The 16,880-nt window shown below is 34.4% G+C and carries 21 protein-coding genes; 9 read left to right on the top strand and 12 right to left on the bottom strand.

Going from position 1 to position 16,880, the window contains the following annotated elements; all coding sequences use genetic code 11:
* Window positions 1–105: 105 nt before the first annotated feature.
* Window positions 106–858, top strand: coding sequence for a 5'-nucleotidase C-terminal domain-containing protein (locus tag ACFQ0R_RS09480; RefSeq protein WP_379658131.1), 753 nt, complete (start codon window positions 106–108; stop codon window positions 856–858).
* Between the two features lie 4 nt (window positions 859–862).
* Window positions 863–1,777 carry a bifunctional metallophosphatase/5'-nucleotidase gene (locus ACFQ0R_RS09475; protein ID WP_379658130.1) on the top strand — a complete coding sequence of 305 codons (915 nt, stop codon included), beginning with the start codon at window positions 863–865 and terminating at the stop codon, window positions 1,775–1,777.
* Between the two features lie 24 nt (window positions 1,778–1,801).
* On the opposite strand, the gene ligA is transcribed toward ACFQ0R_RS09475, so the two are convergent.
* From ligA to dnaA, 6 genes are all read right to left on the bottom strand, one after another.
* A complete protein-coding gene (gene ligA, locus ACFQ0R_RS09470) occupies window positions 1,802–3,799 on the bottom strand; it encodes an NAD-dependent DNA ligase LigA (protein WP_379658129.1) in 1,998 nt (665 codons plus the stop codon).
* Between the two features lie 88 nt (window positions 3,800–3,887).
* Window positions 3,888–4,730, bottom strand: coding sequence for a peptide chain release factor N(5)-glutamine methyltransferase (prmC, locus tag ACFQ0R_RS09465; protein ID WP_379658128.1), 843 nt, complete (start codon window positions 4,728–4,730; stop codon window positions 3,888–3,890).
* Window positions 4,727–5,350, bottom strand: coding sequence for an IMPACT family protein (locus tag ACFQ0R_RS09460; RefSeq protein ID WP_379658127.1), 624 nt, complete (start codon window positions 5,348–5,350; stop codon window positions 4,727–4,729). Before ACFQ0R_RS09460 ends, prmC begins: the two co-directional genes overlap by 4 nt.
* Window positions 5,351–5,380: 30 nt before the next feature.
* Window positions 5,381–6,100 carry an SAM-dependent methyltransferase gene (locus ACFQ0R_RS09455; protein ID WP_379658126.1) on the bottom strand — a complete coding sequence of 240 codons (720 nt, stop codon included), beginning with the start codon at window positions 6,098–6,100 and terminating at the stop codon, window positions 5,381–5,383.
* Window positions 6,101–6,120: 20 nt separating this feature from the next.
* The gene (locus ACFQ0R_RS09450) at window positions 6,121–6,579 is read right to left on the bottom strand and encodes a low molecular weight protein-tyrosine-phosphatase (protein ID WP_379658125.1); all 459 of its coding nucleotides are present in this window, start codon (window positions 6,577–6,579) and stop codon (window positions 6,121–6,123) included.
* Window positions 6,576–8,006 (bottom strand): chromosomal replication initiator protein DnaA, encoded by a 1,431-nt coding sequence (gene dnaA, locus ACFQ0R_RS09445; RefSeq protein WP_379658124.1) that lies wholly within the window; start codon window positions 8,004–8,006, stop codon window positions 6,576–6,578. The genes ACFQ0R_RS09450 and dnaA overlap by 4 nt, the downstream gene beginning before the upstream one ends.
* Window positions 8,007–8,169: 163 nt before the next feature.
* On the opposite strand from dnaA, the gene ACFQ0R_RS09440 reads away from it, so the two are divergent.
* On the top strand, window positions 8,170–8,610 hold the full coding sequence (locus ACFQ0R_RS09440; protein ID WP_379658123.1) for an acyl-CoA thioesterase: 441 nt from the start codon (window positions 8,170–8,172) through the stop codon (window positions 8,608–8,610).
* Here the strand turns inward: ACFQ0R_RS09440 and ACFQ0R_RS09435 are convergent.
* Window positions 8,607–8,975 (bottom strand): methylglyoxal synthase, encoded by a 369-nt coding sequence (locus ACFQ0R_RS09435; RefSeq protein WP_379658122.1) that lies wholly within the window; start codon window positions 8,973–8,975, stop codon window positions 8,607–8,609. The two genes, ACFQ0R_RS09440 and ACFQ0R_RS09435, sit on opposite strands and share 4 nt — an antisense overlap.
* A 7-nt stretch (window positions 8,976–8,982) precedes the next feature.
* On the bottom strand, window positions 8,983–9,468 hold the full coding sequence (locus ACFQ0R_RS09430; protein ID WP_379658121.1) for a GNAT family N-acetyltransferase: 486 nt from the start codon (window positions 9,466–9,468) through the stop codon (window positions 8,983–8,985).
* A gap of 221 nt (window positions 9,469–9,689) precedes the next feature.
* Here ACFQ0R_RS09430 and ribD point away from each other — a divergent pair, with 221 nt between their 5' ends.
* From ribD to ACFQ0R_RS09415, 3 genes are read left to right on the top strand one after another with little or no spacing between them, the layout of a single operon-like run.
* Window positions 9,690–10,733, top strand: a complete 1,044-nt coding sequence (gene ribD, locus ACFQ0R_RS09425; RefSeq protein ID WP_379658120.1) for a bifunctional diaminohydroxyphosphoribosylaminopyrimidine deaminase/5-amino-6-(5-phosphoribosylamino)uracil reductase RibD — start codon at window positions 9,690–9,692, stop codon at window positions 10,731–10,733.
* Window positions 10,726–11,334 carry an HAD family hydrolase gene (locus ACFQ0R_RS09420; protein ID WP_379658119.1) on the top strand — a complete coding sequence of 203 codons (609 nt, stop codon included), beginning with the start codon at window positions 10,726–10,728 and terminating at the stop codon, window positions 11,332–11,334. The genes ribD and ACFQ0R_RS09420 overlap by 8 nt, the downstream gene beginning before the upstream one ends.
* Window positions 11,331–12,206 (top strand): EamA family transporter, encoded by an 876-nt coding sequence (locus ACFQ0R_RS09415; protein WP_379658118.1) that lies wholly within the window; start codon window positions 11,331–11,333, stop codon window positions 12,204–12,206. Before ACFQ0R_RS09420 ends, ACFQ0R_RS09415 begins: the two co-directional genes overlap by 4 nt.
* On the opposite strand, the gene ACFQ0R_RS09410 is transcribed toward ACFQ0R_RS09415, so the two are convergent.
* From ACFQ0R_RS09410 to pepE, 4 genes are all read right to left on the bottom strand, one after another.
* The gene (locus tag ACFQ0R_RS09410; protein WP_379658117.1) at window positions 12,186–12,755 is read right to left on the bottom strand and encodes a phosphatase PAP2 family protein; all 570 of its coding nucleotides are present in this window, start codon (window positions 12,753–12,755) and stop codon (window positions 12,186–12,188) included. The two genes, ACFQ0R_RS09415 and ACFQ0R_RS09410, sit on opposite strands and share 21 nt — an antisense overlap.
* A complete protein-coding gene (locus ACFQ0R_RS09405; protein ID WP_379658116.1) occupies window positions 12,755–13,057 on the bottom strand; it encodes a Sec-independent protein translocase subunit TatA/TatB in 303 nt (100 codons plus the stop codon). The genes ACFQ0R_RS09410 and ACFQ0R_RS09405 overlap by 1 nt, the downstream gene beginning before the upstream one ends.
* A gap of 65 nt (window positions 13,058–13,122) precedes the next feature.
* Window positions 13,123–14,037, bottom strand: a complete 915-nt coding sequence (locus ACFQ0R_RS09400) for a glutaminase (RefSeq protein ID WP_379658115.1) — start codon at window positions 14,035–14,037, stop codon at window positions 13,123–13,125.
* 3 nt (window positions 14,038–14,040) lie between these two features.
* On the bottom strand, window positions 14,041–14,739 hold the full coding sequence (gene pepE / locus ACFQ0R_RS09395) for a dipeptidase PepE (RefSeq protein ID WP_379658114.1): 699 nt from the start codon (window positions 14,737–14,739) through the stop codon (window positions 14,041–14,043).
* A 102-nt stretch (window positions 14,740–14,841) separates the two neighbouring features.
* Here pepE and ACFQ0R_RS09390 point away from each other — a divergent pair, with 102 nt between their 5' ends.
* From ACFQ0R_RS09390 to ACFQ0R_RS09380, 3 genes are read left to right on the top strand one after another with little or no spacing between them, the layout of a single operon-like run.
* Entirely contained in the window at window positions 14,842–15,621 is a 780-nt protein-coding gene (locus ACFQ0R_RS09390; RefSeq protein ID WP_379658113.1) for a carboxypeptidase-like regulatory domain-containing protein, read from the top strand.
* A 1-nt stretch (window position 15,622) separates the two neighbouring features.
* Complete coding sequence (locus ACFQ0R_RS09385; protein WP_379658112.1) at window positions 15,623–16,366, top strand: hypothetical protein; 744 nt, start codon at window positions 15,623–15,625, stop codon at window positions 16,364–16,366.
* The gene (locus ACFQ0R_RS09380; protein ID WP_379658111.1) at window positions 16,363–16,863 is read left to right on the top strand and encodes a DUF6702 family protein; all 501 of its coding nucleotides are present in this window, start codon (window positions 16,363–16,365) and stop codon (window positions 16,861–16,863) included. The genes ACFQ0R_RS09385 and ACFQ0R_RS09380 overlap by 4 nt, the downstream gene beginning before the upstream one ends.
* Window positions 16,864–16,880: the final 17 nt, after the last annotated feature.

The raw sequence follows: 16,880 nt of genomic DNA, 5'->3' as shown, positions 1-16,880 counted from the left end.
ATGCTAAATAAAAAAATACCAAAACTTCAAATTATATCCTGGCTAAGCCTTGATAGTATCAACTCTTTATGGGTTTTATTTATATTTACACCAAAATTGATTTAAATGAAAAAACTCGGGATATTCCTTTTGATTTTAAGTTTGTGGTCTTGTGCAGATGCACCACAAAAACTTGCCAAAATCGAAGGGAAACAAGTTCGGATATCAGATTCTATCAAAAAGAATGAAGAACTGGAAAACTTCATAGCTCCATATCGAAATAGAATCAAAGAAGAAATGGAAGGTACTCTTGCTTTCACTCCAGAAGCTATGAATAAGTCTGATTTTCAATTCAATACACCTATAGGGAACATGATGGCTGATGCTGTTCTTGAGATGGCTAACCCTATTTTCAAAGAAAGAACAGGGAAGAATATTGATGTAGTGATTCTGAACTATGGCGGCATTCGTTCTGGGATCAACGCTGGTGATATAACCACGAGAACGGCTTATAATATTATGCCGTTTGAAAATGAAGTTGTGATTGCTGAGTTGGCTTCAGGTGAACTTGAAGCATTAATTAATTATCTGGTTCAAAACAAAGTAGCTCATCCCATCGCAGGGCTTCAAGTGATCTTTGATGCTGAAGGCAACTTAAGTGAGGCTAAAGTGAACGGAGAAAAGATTCAAAATAAAAACTATTACGTAGCTACTTCAGATTATTTAATAAAAGGCGGCGATCGCATGGACTTTTTCTTGGAAGCCAAAGATGTCCAAAGCTTAGACTATAAGTTGAGAAATTTATTAATTGACTATTTCAAAAAGAAAGACACCATTGCACCAGTAAGGGATCAACGCTTTATTCAACTTCAAAACTAAACGCATGAATCGATTAAAATTTATAAAAACTACTGGCGCAGCAACTAGTTTTGTGGCTGTAGGAGGTCTTGGTGTTTTGAGTGCTTTCAAACCTAAAATTTTTTCAAAACACCTCACCATTTTACACACCAACGATGTGCATAGCCATATTGATCCTTTTCCTGCAAACGACAGTAGTTTCCCTAATCTTGGAGGAGTTTCCAGAAGATATAGCTTTATACAAAATGTAAAATCTGAAAATCCAAACACACTAATTCTGGATGCGGGTGATGCTTTCCAGGGCACGCCCTATTTTAATTTTTACGGGGGCGAACTCGAATATAAATTGATGACCAAAATGGGTTACCACGCCTCAACCATTGGAAATCATGAGTTTGATAACGGGATTGATAATATAGCTGCACAATTACAACATGCAGAATTTGACTTACTCAATTCCAACTACAACCTATCCAACACCACTTTGGATGGTCTTGTGAAGCCTCATCAAGTTTATGAAGTCAATGGCCTCAAAGTAGGCGTTTTTGCACTTGGAATCAAGTTGGAAGGTTTGGTTTCTAAAGATTTATATAAGGAAACGGAATACCTTAATCCTGTTGAAATTGCTCAAGATCAGGCGAAAATCCTGAAAGAAGATCTAGAATGCGATTTAATTATTTGCTTGTCGCACCTTGGCTACAGTTACAAATCCGATAAGATTGATGACTTAAAACTAGCAGCACAAACCAAGGATATTGATCTCATCATCGGCGGACATACTCATACGTTTCTAGAAAAACCGAGCGTTGTGGATAATCTGAATGGTAAAAAAGTTCTCGTTAATCAAGTCGGTTGGGCTGGCATAAACGTTGGTAGAATTGATTTTTACTTCGATGAAGCTGGAGGGAATAAAAATGAAAGTTTTGTGATTGAAATTTAAATAGCTGACTGGTTTACTTGCTGACTAATTTATCATCTTCAAAAATTCATCTTCAGTGATAATTTTGACACCAAGATTTTCTGCTTTAGTTCGTTTACTTGGTCCCATATTATCTCCGGCAACTAGGTAATCTGTCTTTTTGGAAATTGAACTGGTATTCTTACCGCCGTGGGTTTCAATCAAGTTTTGAATTTCTTTTCTAGATACTTTTTCAAAAACTCCTGAAATCACCAAGGTTAAATCTGCTAACTTCTGACTTTGATTTCCCAGCTCTTCCTCATCAATTTCTAGATTTAAACCATATTCCTGAAGTCTGATGATACGCTCTTTATTGGCATCATTACTAAAGAAATCGACTAAACTGTGAGCAATGCGTTCTCCTATTTCATCTACAGCCACAAGGTTTTCTATACTTGCCGATGCCAAGACATCTATACTTTTATAGGCTTTAACCAATTTTTTAGCGACGGTTTCGCCAACGTAACGAATTCCCAAGCCAAAAAGCACACGCTCAAAAGGAACGTCCTTGGAAGCTTCAATGCCTAAGATCAAATTTTCTGCAGATTTTTCTGCCATACGTTCTAAAGGAAGAACATCTTCTTTTTTCAAAGTGTAGAGGTCTGCATAATCTTCAATTAAATTTTCTTTTACGAGCAAAGCTACTGTTTCTCCTCCAAGACCTTCGATATCCATGGCTTTTCTAGAAATAAAATGCTGGATACGTCCAATGATTTGAGGGGGGCAACCTTCTGTATTGGGACAAAAGTGTAAAGCTTCTCCTTCTTTTCGTTCTAGCTGGGTTTCACAGGCTGGGCACTCTTCGATATACACTGTGGGTTTAGAGTCTGGATCGCGATGTGTAAAATCTACACCGATAATCTTTGGAATAATCTCACCGCCTTTTTCTACAAAAACCACATCCCCTTCTCTTATATCTAGTTTTTCAATCTGGTCAGCGTTGTGTAAAGACGCGCGTTTCACGGTGGTTCCAGCCAATTGGACAGGGTCTAAATTTGCCACTGGAGTTATAGCTCCAGTTCTTCCTACTTGATAAGTAATTTTTTTTAAAGTCGTTGATACTTGTTCTGCTTTGAATTTGTAAGCCATAGCCCATCGTGGAGATTTTGCAGTATGCCCCAACTCCTCTTGGTCTTGCAGACTATTTACTTTTACTACAACACCATCAGTTTCATAAGGTAAATCTCGCCTGTGTTCATCCCAATAATTTATATAAGCAAACACCTCATCCATAGATTTAGCAAGTTGAGCTTCTCTCGGAACGTTAAACCCCCATTCTCTAGCTTTGTTAAGGCTTTCCATCTGAGTTTTCACACCAAGATTTTCTCCTGCCAAACTATACAGCAAACACAGCAGAGGTCTTTTTGCTACTTCTCCACTGTCTTGAAGTTTTAAGCTTCCAGATGCAGTATTTCTAGGATTAGCATAAGGTTCTTCTCCTTGTTCTACTTTTTCAGCATTCAGCTTTGCAAAACCCTCATAAGGAAGAACAATTTCTCCACGAATATCAAATCTTTGTGGAAAATCGTCGCCTTTCAATTTAAGTGGAACTGATCTTATAGTTTTTACGTTTTGAGTGATTTCGTCTCCTTGAGTTCCATCTCCACGGGTTACAGCTCTTAAAAATTCACCATTTTCATAAGTTAAGCTGATAGAGGCGCCATCATATTTCAACTCACAAGTAAACTCTAAAGGTCCTTCAATTATTTTTTGAATTCGAGCTTCCCAATCGTCAAGATCTTCTTTAGAATAAGAGTTTGACAACGAATACATCGGGAAATCGTGAACAATGGTTTTGAAGTTTTTGGTCACCTCGCCTCCAATCCGCATCGTAGGAGAGTTCGGATCTTTAAACTCTGGATACGTTTCCTCAAGCTGTTGTAATTCTTTTAACTTCATGTCAAAATCATAGTCAGAAATCTCAGGTTTATCCAACACATAATACTTGTAATTATGCTCGTGAAGCTCTGATCTTAGCTGTTCTATCTTCTGTTGTACATCCATGAAATCTGTAAATTATTGAAGTTATTTGAGTCTAAATTTAAACTAAATTCTTTGAAAAATTGAACTCAAAGTTAGCTGTTAATCAACTTTAATAGGCTTTTAGCATTCTATCATTACCTCGAAAATCTTTCCTCAGTTCAACCTGTTCAAATCCAAAGTCTTTAAACAACTGACAAGTTTCTTTTGCTAGATATTGATTGATTTCAACATAAACCAAAGGCGTTTTGATCATTTTTGAAGCTAATTCAGCAATCTTTCTATAAAATATCAACGGATCCTCATTTTCGACGAACAAAGCCAAATGAGGCTCATTTTCCAAGACGTTCCTCTTCATTCCCTGCTGTTCGTCATACTTCACATAAGGAGGGTTAGAGACAATGATATCCACTTCTGCAAGCTCTTCAAGTTCCAGCAAGTTAGCTTGTATGAAATCTATTTTAGTTTTATTTTCTTTGGAATTTAATTCTGCCAGACTTAATGCCTCTGCAGATATATCTAAAGCTTTTATCTTAGCTTCAGGCAAATGTCTGGCTAGTGCTATAGGAATGCAGCCACTACCAGTTCCTAAATCTATTATTGACAATTGAAGGTTGGAAGACAGAGGGTCTTCCAGAATCCATTGCACAAGTTCTTCTGTTTCTGGCCGCGGAATTAATACTTGCGAATTGACTTTTAGTTTCAAACCAAAAAATTCAGCGTAACCTAAAATATATTGAATCGGTTCTTCCCTTATGAGTCTAGCTATAGCATCTTCAAATTTCAAAAGTTGAATTTGTTTCAGCTCCACTTCAGTTTTAAGCAATAGATCGTGAGTTTTCAAATTCAACAAATCTTCTGCAAGCCATGCAAACATAGTTGAAGCTTCATTGGCCTCATAAACAGGCAAAAGATCTTCTAAAAATTCTTTTTTTAAAACTTTCAAATTCGTCATTCTTCCTCAGACTTATATTCGCTGGAAACTTCAAAGCCGAAAACAGCTTCAAATTTATCGTATATTTTTTCGAATTCTTTTTTTCTCACGCTAATTTTAAAACGACAATTCAACTTTAAATCTTGTTCTAAAATATCTAAATCGTATTCCTTTACCAGCCTCATCACCAAGTTCATCTTGTCATATTCACAAGTGACATCAAAATCAAGATTTATGGTTTTAGATACAAGTTTACTGTTCTCCAAAGCCATTTTTGCTGCGGATTTATAAGCAGAAATCAAGCCTCCAACACCAAGCTTAGTTCCTCCAAAATACCTTACAACAACTACCAAAACATTGGTGACTTCAAAATTTTGTAACTGACCTAAAATTGGCATACCTGCAGAATTGGAAGGCTCGCCATCATCGTTGACTCTAAAATGTTCGTAATTTTCTCCCATTTGCCAGGCGTAACAAAAATGACCTGCTTTATTGTGTTTGGATTTTAATTCAAGAAGAGCAGTTTCTACATCATCTTCGCAGAATACTGGAAAAGCATAACCAAAAAACTTACTTGCTTTTTCCTTAAAAAGAATTTCAGAACCAGGACGTTCAATCGTTATGTAAGCGTCTTTTTCCAATAAGATATAATTTGAAAATGAAGTTTGCTGCTAGCCCTGAATTATGAAAATCGCAGGTCTTTTATGCAAATCTATGGAAGTTTTCTTCCATTCCGCAGCAGTTTGTGTTTTTATGAACTCAGTCGATAGTGTAAGGTCAACTGCTACACAAATTCTAGTTGAAGCCTGTAAAGTTGAAATAAGACTAATCAGTAATTTGTTGTTTCTGTAAGGCGTCTCGATAAAAATCTGAGCCTGATTGAGTTCTTTAGAAGCTTTTTCAATTTTTTTCACAAAATGCTTTCGCTCTTGATTATCGATAGGCAAATACCCATGAAAAGAGAAACTTTGGCCGTTGAGCCCACTAGACATTAAAGCCAATAAAATTGAAGACGGACCAACTAATGGAACAACTTGGATGTTTTTTTGATGAGCTAAAGCAACCACCTGAGCTCCAGGATCTGCTACTCCCGGGCATCCGGCATCGGATAACAATCCCATATTGATTCCTTGCTCACAAGGGTCTAAAAAGTTAGGAATTTCTAAGTCTGAAGTGAATTTATTAAGAAGTTTGAAATCAAGACTTGGCTGAGATTTTGAAGGAACTATTTTCTTTATAAAATGTCTAGCTACTTTTTCGTTTTCTACGATATAATGATCTATTTCATTGATCACTTTACGGATTGAAAGAGGAAGCACCTCTAAGGGTGGTAAATCGCCAAGACGATTTGGAATAAGATATAATTTACCCTTTTGATGTACATTTTCCATTTATTGAAGTTTTATTTAGACTAAGACCTCTCCAGTTCTTTAGCAATTACAGAACAGGATTCTTCCAACATTTCAAATACTTGTTTAAATCCATCTATTGAATTATGATAAGGATCAGGAACGCTCTCATCTTCTCCTGGAAATATTTTATCCAGAATAAGACTAACTTTATCTCTTTCATCTTGATTTTCTGCTAACTCTAGAACATCTTCATAATTTGAAGTGTCCATCACAAAAATATAATCAAAGGTTTTGAAGTCTTCCTTTCTAAAAGGCCTACTCCTTTGGTATGTGATATCCAATTCGTTTTTTTTTGCTACATCAATAGAGCGTTGATCTGGCAACGCACCCTCATGATAACCTGATGTTCCAGCAGAATCGATTTGGAATTTTGAAGAATCGAGTTTAGATTTTAAAATGCCTTCTGCCAGTGGCGATCGACAAATATTCCCTAAACAAACCATCAAAATTTTGGTCATAACTGCTTAAATTTTATCTCTAAGTCTTGAATAAATTTTCTAAACTGCTTATCAGATTCCTGTAAGTTAGAAACGATTTTACAAGAATGTAAAACTGTAGAATGGTCTCTTTGCCCTATATGCCTTCCAATGTTTGTAAGTGAGGTTTTAGTAATTTCCTTAGCAAAATACATGGCAATTTGCCTGGCTTGAACTACGTTTCTCTTCCTACTCTTAGATTGCAATTCATCGATTTCAATATGAAAATAATCACTTACTACATTCTGGATGTCGTCCAATGAAATTGGCTTTTTGTTATTCTTGACATAGTTTTTTACAATCTGCTCGGCAAGATCGATAGTAATTTCTGTCTTGCTAAAGGAAGAATGTGCTATGAGCGAAATGATAGCCCCTTCAAGTTCACGAATATTATTAGTGATTCTTGAAGCCACATAATCTAAAATTTCATCTGGCATTTCAACCCCATCATTATAGAGTTTATTTTTGATGATTTTGACTCGCGTATTGTAATCTGGTTGCTCAAGTTCTGCAGAAAGTCCCCATTTGAATCTTGACAAAAGACGCTGTTGAATATCCTGCATATCTACAGGTGCTTTATCACTAGTCAAGATCACCTGCTTACCATTTTGATGTAAATGGTTAAAAATATGGAAGAAAACATCTTGAGTTCCTTTTTTACCAGAAATCAATTGAATATCATCAACAATAAGAACATCGATGATTTGGTAGAAATGAATAAAATCATTTCTATTATTTTTTGAGACAGCATCTATATGCTGTTGAGTAAATTTATCTGCAGATATATAAAGAACTGTTTTTTCTGGAAATTTATCCTTTACCTGTAAACCAATAGCATGTGCTAGATGAGTTTTCCCTAATCCTACTCCTCCAAAAATCAATAATGGATTAAATGAAGTTCCCCCAGGCTTATTGGCTACTGCAAGACTTGCAGATCTTGCTAATCTATTTGAACTTCCTTCTAAAAAGTTATCGAAACTATAATTTGAATTTAACTGAGAATCAATTTTCAAATTCCTTATACCTGGAATTACAAACGGATTTTTTAGTTCTGGATTTTTCTGTCTAGCAGGAAAATCTACAGATTGAGAATGAACGTTGGAACGTTGAGTACTAGGGATTTTTTCTGTGAAGGGTTGTTTGTTACCTTCAGCATTTTCCATTCGAATGACATAAACCAATTTTGCAGTCTTTCCAAGCTCTTTGGTGAGTGCAACTTTCAATAGGTCAACATAATGTTCTTCCAACCACTCATAAAAGAATTTTGAGGGTACTTGAATACTTAAAGCATTGTCATTGAGTTTTACAGCATTGATTGGTTGAAACCAAGTTTTGTAAGCTTGATCTGAGATGTTATCCTTGATAAAAATAAGGCAGTTTTCCCAAACCGAAGTTGCTGATTTTGACATAGTTACACTTAAGGTATTTGTATTAAAATTAAATTCTAATGAAGTTGGTTTTTCTTCATTGGGACGACAAATATGTGAACAAACTTTTTAATAAAAAAATCGATTTCAGGTTGAAATTCTCGTTTTTTCTACCTATACTTAAAAAGATGTTAATATATAAATTTTGAGCAAAAATTATAAAGAAATAAACCCAATTATCACCTCTTCCTCAATAGAAGTAAGGTACGCAGAAACAGACCAAATGGGCGTTGTGCATCATTCCGTTTATCCAATTTATTTTGAACAAGCTAGAGTAGACTGGTTAAGATTAATGGGAATGCATTATCAAAAAATGGAAGATAATGGTGTGATGCTACCCTTAAGTAGATTAACAATAGATTATAAGAAACCAGCAAAATTTGGCGACATTTTAAATGTGGAAGTAAGCCTCAAAAAATTGCCTGGCGCAACTATTATTTTTGATTATGAAATCAAAAATCAAGATGACGAACTTCTTACTTTAGGGCAAACCATTTTGGTATTTGTAAACATGACAACCAAAAGACCAATACGATGTCCAGATAATATTATGACGCTAATTGAAGATGCTGTTCCAAAAGATTAATCTTTAAAAAATGCATCTAGAAGAAGTTGAGCTGTTGCAGGATTTGTAGCGATGGGGATGTTATGAACATCACAAATTCTCATTAACATCTGTACATCAGGTTCATGCGGGTGCTTCCCTAATGGATCTCTAAAGAAAAGAATCATAGATAATTTTTTCTCTGCTGCCAAAGCGGCGATCTGTGCATCTCCACCAATAGGTCCGGAAAGCTTTTTATCTGTTTTAAGCCCTGTGTTTTCAACGTGAGTACCAGTTGTTCCGGTAGCAACTAGTTCTACTTTTTTAAGTTTTTCTAGATTTCTATTGAGAAAATTAACCATTTCGGGCTTTTTTCCATCGTGGGCAATAATTGCGATTTTCTTCATCGTCTGATTAGATTTTTTTCTTCATAAAAACAGTACACGAATAATGGCCAGTGTCTCCTATTCTTTCTGGAATATATTCGAAGCCAGACTTCAAGTAAAGTTTCTGAGCAGCTTTCATGCCTGGTAATGTTTCTATATAACACTGTTTATATCCTTGGGATTTTGCGAAATCTAAGCATTTCTGCATCATTTGCCCACCCAGACCTCTACCTCTGGCTTTGGGGTCGAAATACATTTTCTGCAATTCACAGATTTCTGGATCGCCGTTTTCTAATGGAGATATTCCAGCACTTCCCAAAATTTTATCTCCTTCTAATAATACAAAATACTCTGACCTTTCCTTCTGGTAAGTTTCAAAAAGCTGATCTAAAGCTTTGTCTTCATAAGCAGTACCTACCTTGGGTGCTCCCTGTTCCACTAATACACACCGAATCATCTCGGCAACGTCTGCATTATCTTTGTTCTGTATTGGGCGTATATTGATTTCAGTCATGTTAGCTTCAGTTGAGCGATTTATTTACAATGTGTTTCCTGGGGTTTAGATGAACTAAATACCACACGCGAAATTAAATGAATATTGGAAGTTATAGGTGTATCTATCTAAAAATTTAAAATTTTGCTTGTGGCAAATTCAGAATAAATATTGAATATTAAAATTTAAAAATGCACTTTGATTATAAGTCATATACTTGAGTCTTTTTCTATTTTTACGCTGTGAATACTAAAGAATTTTACATAAAACGATGCTTGGAATTGGCCAGAAATGGACTGGGCACTACTTACCCGAACCCTCTAGTTGGTTGTGTCATCGTTTATGGAGACAAAATTATAGGCGAAGGATGGCACGTAAAGGCTGGAGATGCTCATGCTGAAGTGCGAGCAATAAATGCTGTAAAAGATCAATCTTTAATGAAGAAATCAACCCTGTACGTCACTTTGGAACCTTGTAGTCATTTTGGAAAAACTCCTCCTTGTAGTGATCTTATCATCGATAGAAAAATACCAAATATCGTCATTGGCACTATAGATCCTTTTGCGAGTGTTGCCGGAATGGGAGTGAAAAAACTTCTGAGTGCGGGCAGAAATGTGAGTGTAGGGGTTTGTGAAGATGAATGTGAAGAGTTGAATAAACGTTTTTTTACATTTCATAGAAAGAAAAGGCCTTACATCATTTTGAAATGGGCAGAGACCAAACGTAGATTTATTGCACCTATTGATCAACAAAAAAATGAAATCTTTTGGATTACCAATAAATATTCTCAGCAACTTGTACATAAATGGAGAAGTGAGGAACAAAGCGTCCTGGTTGGAACACAAACTGCTGTCATGGATAATCCTAAGCTTAATGTGAGGCACTGGAAAGGAAATAATCCTACTCGGATTGTGATTGACAAATCTCTGAAACTAAAGAAAGGCCTTGCAGTCGTAGATTCTTCTCAACCTACTGTCATTTTTCATCAGGATAAATTGAACTCAGAAAACAGGGGTCAACTCAGGTTTGAAAATTTGAATTATGATGAAGATATTTTACCTCAACTCTTGAAAAAGCTATATGATCTTGAACTACAGTCTGTAATTATTGAAGGGGGAAGTAAAACACTGCAGAGTTTTATAGACTCTGGTTTATGGGATGAGGCTCGGGTGTTTACAGGACAAAACAATATTAAAACTGGAGTAAAAGCTCCAACTTTGCAAAAACAAGCTTCTAAAACTTTTGACATAAAAGGCGATAAACTGAATTACTTTTACAATGATTAAAACCATCATTTTTGATTTTGGAGATGTGTTTCTCACTTTGGATAAATCTGCAACAGGTAAGCACTTGAAAGAAAACGGTATTTCTGAATTAGACGCTGAGCTTATCGGAATCAATAATTCTTACGAAAAAGGCTTGATTTCTTCTGATGAGTTTAGCCAACACTATACCAATAGATTTAAGAAACTTACTTCCCAGGAATTTAAAGATGCATGGAATTCTATTCTGATAGAATTTCCAGAACACAGATTGAACTTTTTAAAAAAACTTAAAGCTTCTGGAGATTACAAACTGATTTTACTTAGCAATACAAACGAACTACATATAGATTGGGTGAAGGAAAATATTTCAGTTTATGAAGAATTTCGATCGTGCTTCGACCACTTTTATTTGTCTCATGAAATTCATTTCAGAAAGCCTGATGAATCTATTTTTGAATTTGTTTTGAATGAAAATAATCTAAACCCTAAAGAAACTCTTTTTATAGATGACACTTTGGAACATACACTAACTGCAAAAAAAATAGGAATTCATACTTGGCATCTAAAAGCCGGGAAAGAAGATGTAACTGAATTATTTTTAAAAAAAGCTAATTTATTTTGATAGCGCTAATCTTAAGTATTTTATCCTCAAGCGCAATCTATATTGTCTTTAAGCTTTTCGGAAAGCACAAAGTGACTACACTTAATGCACTTATTGTGAATTATTTCACTGCATTTGTACTTGGGATACTTATTCAGGGAGATATATCTCTAGAAGGAATTCTGGTTGCGACGACCAAGGATTGGTTTTACGGCTCTATGGTTTTGGGCGCCATGTTTATTTTGGTCTTTACTCTTATGGTAATTACTACTCAAAAAGGAGGTATGTCCGTTGTTTCTGTCGCTAGCAAAATGAGTGTTGCTATTCCTGTTATTTTTGTGATTATTTATTACAATGAATCCTTAGGCATATTGAAAATTATTGGCATTGTAACAGCTTTGATTTCAGTTTACCTTGTATCTGTAAGAAGAAAAAAAGGCTTAAGCATTGATATGAAATACTTCATATATCCACTATTAGTTTTTATTGGTAGTGGAATTATAGAAAGTAGCATTAAATTTCTTGAAAACACTTATGTTCCAAATGACGAAATTTCTCTGTTTTCAGCAAACACTTTTTTCTTTGCTTGTGTAACAGGACTTATAGTTTTTGGACTTAGAAAATTAAAACACAAAACAAGCTTTAAAAGAAAAGATCTTTTAGGTGGTATTCTACTGGGTATTCCCAATTACTTTTCAATTTACTTTTTCATTTTAGCACTTAGGATTGAGGGACTTGATAGTTCTAATATTTTTATTATCAATAACGTAAGCATTGTACTGCTATCTACTATTCTAGGGATTTTGTTTTTTAAAGAAAGAATGATAACCAAAAATTGGGTAGGAATTGCAGTTGCAATTTTAAGTATAATCTTAATTACTTACACTCAGTAGCTTAGTTTCTGAATAGAAATAAAGTTTTGAAAATAAAATTGCAATTATCGCCCCAACAATTCCACCAACTATTACATCAACAGGGAAGTGAACACCAACAAATATTCTGCTTAGAGAAAATAAAATAGGCCAGATAAATATTAATTCAAGGTATTTAAATTTTGAATTTAATAGGAGGTATATAAATATAGTCGTTGCGAAAGATGTAGATGCATGACCGGAAAAAAAGCTAAAATTGGAAGGCTCATATAGAATCTTCAGAGAATTCATAATTTCCTCTGTAGCATTTGGCCTTGGTCTTTCAACCAAATATTTTGTTAGCTCTGTCAAAAAATGAGTAGTTCCAACACATACTAAAAGATATGATATTCTCACAACACTAGATTTAATATCAGATTTGTAGAAAAATAAAGCGAGTAGTAACAAGTAAAAAGGGATCCAGTGTTCTGTATAAGTGACAAAGCTCCAAAATGGATTTAAACTATCGGGACTAGCATTATTCAGAAAAACCATCAATTCCCAGTCCCATCGAGACAGATTTAATTCCATTAAAATCTTCTTTTGATAGGGCCAATAGCATCTTCAACTTCATCTTTCAGTTTTGAAGTTTTAGATTCGAGAGTTTTAGTTTGATCTTCAACCTCTTTTTTGATGTCAAAATCTAGATTATGATCTTTTTTTTGCTTAGTGATTTCAGTTTTGATCTCATCTGTAGCATGACGGAAAGACTTCATCGTTTTTCCAAAAAATCTAGCCATTTCAGGAATTTTATCAGCACCAAAAACCATTATCAAAATAAACAAGATAAAAGCTATTTCTGCGCCACTAATAAAAAGGGGGAAATTTATCATATTGCAAATATACTAGTCTGCTTCTGAACTGCGAAATATTAAATTTTAAAACTTAAATAAGATTCTCAAAAAATAGACAGGCCAGTGAGTGAGGTAAGTTCTTCTAAAACCTTCATTCCCAAAGCAGAATTTCCTTTTTGATTGAGCATTGGGCTCCAAACAGCTACTGAATATTGTTCTGGATGAACCGCTACAATACCGCCACCTACTCCACTTTTTCCTGGAAGTCCAACTCTGTAACTAAATTCTCCTGCCTCATCGTAGAAACCGCAAGTCTGCATTATAGAATTGATACGTTTTACACTTTGTCTATCAATTACCTTTTCTTGAGTCTGAAAGTGCTTACCCTCATTTGCAAACAACATAAAAGCCTTGGATAATTGCTCACATGTCATTGCAATTGAACATTGGTAAAAATAGAAGTCTAAAATTTTATCTGTGTCGTTGGTAATATTACCAAGAGATTTCATGTAATTGACCAAAGCCTTGTTGCGATAACCATGTTTCTTTTCACTTTTGGCTACAGCCTCGTCATAATGAATATCATTATCTCCACAAAGTTTACGAACAAACATCAAAAGATCATTTTTAGGATCATCCAGCACACTCAGCAATGCATCAGCAACAACAATAGAGCCTGCATTTATGAAAGGGTTACGAGGAATTCCGTTTTCTCGCTCAAGCTCTATAAGTGAATTGAATGAGGTTCCTGAAGGCTCAACATCCACTCTTTTCCACAAATCTCTTCCCAACAATTCTTTGGCTATAGTAAGTGTGAAGACTTTAGAAATACTCTGTATCGAAAATTTTTCTTGGCTATCACCAAATTCGAATGAAGATCCATCTTGGCAAAAAAGATAAATTCCAAATTTGAGGGGATCTACTTTAGATAATTCTGGGATATAACTAGCTACTTTTCCCATTCCCTCTTTAGGTGTGAATTCCTTCTGAAGAATATTTAAGATCGCTTGATAATCCATTTATTAAAATTTTAAATGACTGTTTGGGCTCAATTCGTAAGCTTGTTTTCCGGGCTCAAATATAATAGCTGGAAGGTCTCCTTGAAGAGTATTTTCGGAATTATTAATTTTAATCCAACTCCCTTCTCTTAGTCCAACGACAATTGTAGAATTTAAGGATTGAAATTCCTTTATTCTAGTCTCTCGAGTTTCTCCTTTATGCGTAGATGAACTATCCGGGTCCAAGTAATGCGGATTTATATTGAAGTTGAGAATGCCTAAAGTTTCAAAAGAAGGCGGATATACTATTGGCATGTCGTTGGTAGTTTGCATTGTCAACCCACAAATATTGCTACCAGCACTAGTTCCAAGATATTTTGCACCACTTTCAATGCTTTGTTTTAAAACTGACATTAAACCTAATTCGTGTAATTGTTTCACCAATAAAAAAGTGTTTCCGCCCCCTACAAAGATGGCTTTCGCGTTTGAAATTGCTTCTTTCATATCTTCAAACTTGTGCAATCCAATTACACTTTCCACACAAGGCTCTAGACCTTCAGAAGCCTTTGCTGTATAATCATCATGTGAAATACCTCCAGGTCTTGCAAAAGGAATAAATAAAACTTCATCTATATTCTTAAAATGAGTTTTAAGCTCGGGTAAAAGATACTCTAAATATGAACTTCCGTAAACGGTTGATGTACTGGCAATAATGGCTTGCATAAAAAATTACTTAGATTACATTGGTTTGACTTAACATAAATTTAGTAGCAAAATTAGGATGGCGTATCTGAATTTTTAAGTAGATTGTACAAAAAATAACATATGAGACTGATCTCTACTTTTATAATACTTTTTTTAATTCAAAACTTAACTGCACAAATAGACAATCGTGTTTTTATTGCTGGTGAAGTCATAGTTCCTATAGACGGAGAAATTTCACAAATAGAAATCATCAATCAAAACTCTAAAGAAGGAACAGTAACTAATCAGTATGGTCAATTTGGAATATCTGTAAGAGAAGGTGACAGATTAAGATTTGAGGCTATCCAGTATCAAAATTTTACTGTAATTATTGATGAGAATATCGTCAAAAATAAAAAAATGACCATAAGAATCAATGATGAAATCAACACCTTAGATGAAGTTATAGTTAAACCTTACGACCTGGAGGGAAATATAGAAGTAGATGCTAAGAAAGTAAAAACAGAATTTTACACTGCTCCAGAAGCAGAAACTGTGCTAAATGAATACGAAGGCGAGCAACCGTATGTAAGATCACAAACCATAACAGAAAATTACACTACGGAACAGCGTTTTATTAAAAATGGTTTGAATATCGCTAATATTTTCAGGGAAATTTTATCCTCTAAGGAAGTTGCTGAGGACAAAAAGCTTCCTAGAGATGTAGATGTTATGGTTAGAAAAATTTACAAGGATTCATTTTTTAAAGAACATCTCAATATTGAAAAAGAAAATATAAATCAATTCATATTCTTTGTAGAGGATAATGGACTTACCAAAGAAATGCTAAGAAAAGATAACGAGCTTGATCTCGTTTCGTTTTTAATTGAGAAATCAAAAGAGTTTAAAGCCGAAGACTAATTTGAGAAACACTTTATATCTGCTTGTTCTTTTTCCCTGTTTAATATTCGCACAGGATACATATTTGAAAGGTCAGATTTTCGCAGACTCTGTCGATACATATCAGGTCAATGTCATCAATATTAATCAAGAAATTGGGAGTATTTCCAATAACGAAGGAAAGTATAAAATAAAAGCTGCTATTGGAGACTCTATTTTGTTCACCTCTCTACAGCATAAGACTTATACTATCAGTGTTGAAGAAAGCAATTTAAAAACCAATACTTCTATTTTTTTAGAACTCGAAATTAATGAACTTCCAGAAGTAACACTTAATGAGTACCAACTTTCAGGAGATTTAAGTAACGACATAGATCAAGTTAAAGTAGATTTTATCGACCAAAGGCAATTTGGATTTGGTGTTCCTAGAAAATTGAATAAAATAGACAGGGAGATCTACTCCGCAAGCACCGGAATGCTTACTCCACTTATTTATGCTTTGAACGGTAAAGCGAAAAAACTTAAGAAGAGAAAAGCAAATGCAATTGTCCAATCCAATAAAAACAGAGTCTTACGAAATATTTCAGAGAACCTTATCACCAAAGACTTAAGAATACCAGAAGAATATATCGAAGATTTCGCTTACTTTTGCGCTGAAGATGAGCAGACTATTTCAATAATGAATAAAAATGATCCTTTAGCTTTTATCGATGAACTTAAGCTAAAAGCCATTGCTTATCTGGAAATTAAAAATGTAAACGAATGAAATTTTTCGGAGTTTTACTTATTTGGCTGTCATTTGCTTCAGCAACAAACACATATCACGAATTTTATCTTAGCGTAACAGATGTCACTTATGTAAAAAGTGAAAAAAGCCTTCAGATCATATCAAGAGTATTTACAGATGATTTTGAAGACGTTATCAATAAAAGATATGATAAAGATTTTAAACTTATTCCAAATCTTGAAGTCGAAGGAATAGATTTTTACATCGAAAAATACATTCGTGATAAATTTATTTTAGAAACTAAAAAAGGTGTATTGTCCTATAAGTATTTAGGAAGAAAATATGAGGATGATATGATTTATTTGTTTTTAGAGGCTGAGAACTTAGAGAATCTTGAAGCCTTAACTATAGAAAATTCAGTTTTAACTGATTTGTACTTGGAGCAAAAAAATATGATTCATTATAAATCTGATAATTTTAAAAAAAGCTTTATTCTTGAAAAGGATATTTCAAAGAAAACTATTTTACACAATTAATTTTAAATTATAATACC

This window comes from Psychroflexus salinarum (assembly GCF_042677225.1).
Classification (GTDB): domain Bacteria; phylum Bacteroidota; class Bacteroidia; order Flavobacteriales; family Flavobacteriaceae; genus Psychroflexus; species Psychroflexus salinarum.
Note: the sequence above shows the minus strand (reverse complement) of the source record. Positions and strands in the feature narration are given on the sequence as shown.